Here is a 5,311-nt window from a genome sequence, read left to right as displayed (position 1 = left end):
TCGCGGTTTCGATCATCGCTCTGATTGTCACCTGTGGACTCGCCTGGATCGCATCCGCGCGAAGCCGGTTTCGTTCGTCAGTGGTTTGGCTCGAGGTGTGTCGTGTCCTGTTGGTTGCGTTTGCGGTGGTGCTGTTGAATCAGCCCGAGGTGATCTACCAAATTGATCCCACCCGTCGTCCCACGGTGGTGATTTTGGGCGACGATTCGCTCAGCATGGAAACCGCCGATGTGGGCGACCCGTCCGAGCCCACGCGAACTCGTCGTGATTCGATTCGTCACTTGATGGACAAGCAAACTTGGGCCGCAGTCGAGCAGGAAGCGGATGTGGTCGTCGTGTCGTTCGCCATTGGTAATGAAAACGATCGCACCGATATCGATGCAGCACTCGCCTCGGCGATCGATGGCTACCCCAATCTGCGTGCGGTGGTGTTGGCGTCCGATGGAGACTGGAACGCGGGCGCGGCGCCGGTTCAGCAGGCGACGCAATTCCGCATGCAGCAAATTCCCATCTTTACCATCCCGGTGGGCAGCAAAGAGCGACTTCCCGACGTCGAATTGCTCAGCTTTGAAGTCCCCGCATTGGGTGTTGCCAACAAAACGTTGCGGATTCCCTTTTCGGTCGAAAGTTCGTTAGCTCAGGATCATCGCGCCGTCGCCAAGTTGACCGCTTCCGATGGCACCGAGGTGACTCACGAGTTCACCATCCATGCGATGGGGCAAACCGTGGATGCCATATTGTGGAAGCCACTGCAGACTGGCGAATTCCAATTGACGTTGACGATCCCGCCGCACTCAGGCGAACGCATCACGAGCAATAACGAACTTTCGATGCCGATCTCGATTCCCGAAGAGCAATTGAAGGTGCTGGTCATCGAGTCGCGGTCACGTTGGGAATACCGCTACCTCCGCAATGCCCTGTCACGAGACCCTGGAATCGAAGTTTCGTGTTTGCTGTTTCACCCCGGTTTGAGTAAGACCGGCGGTGGCAATCGAGACTACATCGCGTCCTTTCCGGATGACTTGGCCGAGCTTTCACAATACGACGTAGTGTTTCTCGGCGATGTCGGAGTCGGCGAAGATCAGTTGACTGAAGAACAGTGTCGTTTGCTAAAGGGGCTGGTCGAACAACAGGCGAGCGGGCTGGTCCTGATTCCGGGAATGGCGGGGCATGAGATGTCGCTTGTCGATTCTCCGCTCGGCGATCTGTTGCCAGTCACGTTGGATGAATCACAGCCGACGGGCTGGGGATCGAGAGCGGCGAGCCACTTTGCCTTGACCGAACTCGGACGCCATAGTTTGCTGACGAAGCTTGCAGATAACGATGATGCCAACGCACGCGTTTGGGCAGGTTTGCCGGGATTTCAGTGGTACGCTCCGGTCGTGCGTGCGACGGCGGGTGCCGAGGTTTTGGCGGTTCATGAAGACGCATCCAATCAATACGGTCGAACCCCGCTGGTCGTCACCCGTTCGGCCGGCGCAGGCAAGGTGTTATTCATGGGAACCGACGGTGCATGGCGTTGGCGACGCGGCGTCGAAGACTTGTATCACTATCGGTTTTGGGGACAAGTCGTTCGTTGGATGGCGTATCAACATCGCATGTCCAAGGGGCTGTTCTACGCGCCCGAGCAGCCTCGCGTGAACCAGCGAGTCACGCTCAATGCGAATCGCTTGGACGACGATGGGAATCCGTTGGTCGCCGGTGAGGTATCGGTTCGGATCGTCGCTCCGTCTGGAAAAATCCAAACCGTTGTTCTGGAAAATGTGGACGATACCTGGGGGGCTTACGCCGGGACGTTCATTCCAAGCGAAGCGGGCGAATATCAAGTGATGATGTTGTCCGGTTCCAGCGACACTCCGTTCGAAACCTCGATCCATGTCCAGCACGCCCAGTTGGAGCGGATCGGCAAACCCGCACGCCCCGAGGTATTAGCGGAAATCGCCAAGGTTTCGCGAGGGGAGGTGTTTTCGCTCGATCAAACCGACGCGGTGCTCGGCGCAGTGAAAACCATTTCGATTCCGACGACGCAAACACGCCGTGTTCAATTGTGGAGCCATCCGCTGATCGCCATCCTGCTGATTGGGCTGCTCGGTCTGTTTTGGATCGCTCGAAAGCGAGTCGGTTTGATGTAGTCGCACGTCCGCTTTGGCATGGATCGTCACCGAGTAGAATGACGAATTGTAGTTAGCAACACTATCGAGGTAACAAGCAAACCCTTGAGCGTCTCCTTTCCCAACGACCGTAACACCCGTTTGATGGTTCCGCACTCGCTGCGCGAACAGTTGGTGGCATTTCGTAATCGCGTTTGGACCGCGAAAGTGGTCGAGTCGATCTCGATCGTGATGGTCGCTGTGGTGGTTTCACTATTGCTTGTCATTGCACTCGATCGGTTTTGGGATACCCCGATCTTGCTGCGGTTGGCGATCTTGCTACTGATTGTTGCGGTCGGACTGGTCATCCCCTGGGCGTTGTACCAATGGGTGTGGAAGTGCCGAAGTCTTAACCAGATCGCCCGCTTGTTGCGAGTTCGAGAGCCCGGTATCGGTGGCCAATTGTTAGGCGTCATCGAGTTGGTCGAAAGCGACCGAGAGCAATCGCGTTCCCCAGCGTTGTGCCAAGCCGCAATGGTGCAAGTGGCTGAGATCGTCAAGCAGCGAGATCTTGGCGAGGCGGTTCCGCCCACCTCGCTTCGTATGCTTACCGCTGTACTTGCTGTCACGCTGCTGCTGCTCGCGGCATTAGCGATGATTGCCATGCCGGTGCTTCGCAGCGGTTGGGATCGATTGATGATGCCTTGGCGGGCGACTCCACGATTTACGTTCGTGGAAATGGAACCGCTTACAAATCGCTTGATTGTGCCACACGGAGAGTCACTGCAGTGGCAGGTCAGTTTGAAACCCGAAAGTCGCTGGCGTCCTCGGGCGGCCACGCTTCATTTGGATGGTTTGTCGCCCATCGTCACCACCCGCGAGAGCAATTCGTATGTTTTTACGCTGCCGCCGCGTAACGAAGTCAGCGAAATGCAGTTGCAGGTGGGCGACGCGAAGCAATCCGTTTTGCTTGTTCCGACGCTGCGACCTGCACTCACCTCGATTGTCGCCGAAATGCATTTGCCCGACTATTTGCAACGACCTGATCCGATTGCAATCGACGTGCGAGGCGGAACCTTAAGTGCGGTCGAGGGCAGTTACGGCGACGTATCGGTGACGGCGTCGAGTCCACTTCGCACTGCGTCGGTCAATGATCTGCCGGTGCAGGTTTGGAACGATTCCTTTGCAGCGCCAAACATTACGGTTGGAAGCGAAACGCCATCGCTGCGATTTGATTGGCATGACGTACATGGACTCGCAGGCCTGTCGCCGTTTGAATTGCATGTCGAAGCGATTCCTGATGCGGCTCCCACCGTTGCGGCCCAGAATCTCGCTCGCGAAAGCGTCTTGCTCGAGACGGATCAAGTCAATTTTCAACTGCTGTCGCTGGACGATTTTGGGATCAAACGTGTCGGTTTCGAGTGGATTCGAAACGAGGATGCGGCGCCCGCGAATTCCCGCGGCGAAAAAGTTTTGGCCAGCGGGCAGGCTCATGACTCGTCGCTGCAAGTCGATGCGGTCTTTTCCGCACAATCGCTGGGCATCGAACCGGGGATCGTCGAGCTGCGTTTGTGGGCCGAGGATTATTTGCCGGGTCGCGAGCGTCAATTTTCGACACCTTACACCTTTTACGTGATGACGGCTCCGCAGCATGCCCAGTGGATCGCAAACCAAATGGAAAAATGGCACGGTGCGTCGCTGGATGTTCGTGATCGTGAACGCGGGTTGCACGAGCGGAATAAACAGCTGCGGGCGATGCAGCAGGACGCGCTTTCTAGCGATGAAGTGCGGAATGAGCTAAGGAAGCAAGTCACCGCGGAAAATGCGAACGCCCGCCAATTGGCCGAACTGACCAAGCAGGGTGAGTCGTTGTTGCGACAGGCGTCACGCAATTCCGAGATCGAAGCAGAACAAGTCCAGCAATGGGCCGAGATGCTGCAAACGCTCGATGACATCTCCGAGAATCGAATGCCCTCGGTCGCCGAGTTGCTGCAGAAAGCATCGACTGAAATAGCGACCAGCAAGAGTGATGCTGCCGAATCTGCAAAAAGCTCAGCGATGCAGTCGAGCGAACAACAGAGCAGTACGTCATCGAGTGACACTGATACTTCCGATTCGGAGTCATCCGAAACGCCCAACTTGGTCGATCAGGAATCGTCACAACAACCCACCGGTCCGACTGAATCGGGCAAGGAAGAGGCAGGCAAGGAAGAACCGGCGGATGATTCCAATTCGCGATTGGACAAGGCGGTGACGATCGTTACCGGCCCCGTGAAAGAAACTGCACAAGAATCCGACGCCAGCGAGTCGGAGCCAGCGGCTGCGGAATCAAATTTGGATGCTGCGATCGAGGAACAGGAAAAATTGTTAGCCGAATTTGAAAAGGTGTCTGACGATCTGGATACCGTGATGGCGAATCTCGAAGGCAGCACGCTGGTCAAGCGTTTGAAGGCCGCATCGCGTCAGCAGGCCCAGGTGGCTGATGAACTCGCGGCTCGCATCGAGGGGCTGTTTGGGGCAGCCGATTCAATCTCATCGGCCGATCGAGCGGTGATCAAGCGATTGGCGATGACCGAACTCGACAGCACTCGAACGCTGGCTGCGATCATGTCGGACGTGGACGGTTATTATCGCCGCCGGAATTTGATGCGGTTCAAATTGGTGCTCGAAGAAATGAAGCAGCTCGATATGCTGTCGTCGCTGACGAAACTGAGTCGCCAAGTCGCTGAGGATCAAGGCTTGGTGATGGCTCAAGCCGAATTTTGGTCCGATACGTTGGATCGTTGGGCGGATGATCTGATCGAGACCGGTGACGGCGAGAGTGAATCGGATGACAAGAAACTTGCGTCACTGCCGCCCGAGGCGGTTTTGGAGATGTTGCGAATTCTCGAAGGCGAAGTCGATCTTCGCGAGGCGACGCGTGTGGCCGAGCAATCCAAAGCAAGCGTCAGCGATGAAGAGTATCTGCAAGATGCGATTGCGTTGAGCGATCGGCAGACGAAGCTTCGCCAGCGAAGCGAACGGTTGGCAGGTGAATTGGAATCGCTACCCGATGGCTTGGTGCATTTTGAAAGCGATATCAATTTGTTATTGATGGTCAGCCAAACGATGAACGAAGCAGCCAGCTTGTTGCGTTCGCCGAGTACCGGCACCGAAACGATCGCAGCGCAAACCGAAGTGATCGAGATGTTGCTGCGGTCCAAGCGGATCAATCCGCAAGG

At 56.4% G+C, this 5,311-nt stretch carries 2 protein-coding genes; both read left to right on the top strand.

Annotated elements, in window-relative coordinates; genetic code table 11:
* Positions 1-2,132 (top strand): hypothetical protein (locus ABX962_RS29345; protein WP_372724839.1); only part of this gene is annotated, 2,132 nt, incomplete at its 5' end.
* A gap of 84 nt (positions 2,133-2,216) precedes the next feature.
* Positions 2,217-5,311: hypothetical protein (locus tag ABX962_RS29340; protein WP_372724837.1), on the top strand; the 3,095-nt coding region annotated here is incomplete at its 3' end.

The organism is Novipirellula sp., assembly GCF_041583735.1.
In the GTDB taxonomy this organism is placed as follows: domain Bacteria; phylum Planctomycetota; class Planctomycetia; order Pirellulales; family Pirellulaceae; genus Novipirellula.
The sequence above is the reverse complement of the archived record's forward strand: the minus strand, read 5'-3'. Positions and strand labels throughout refer to the sequence as shown.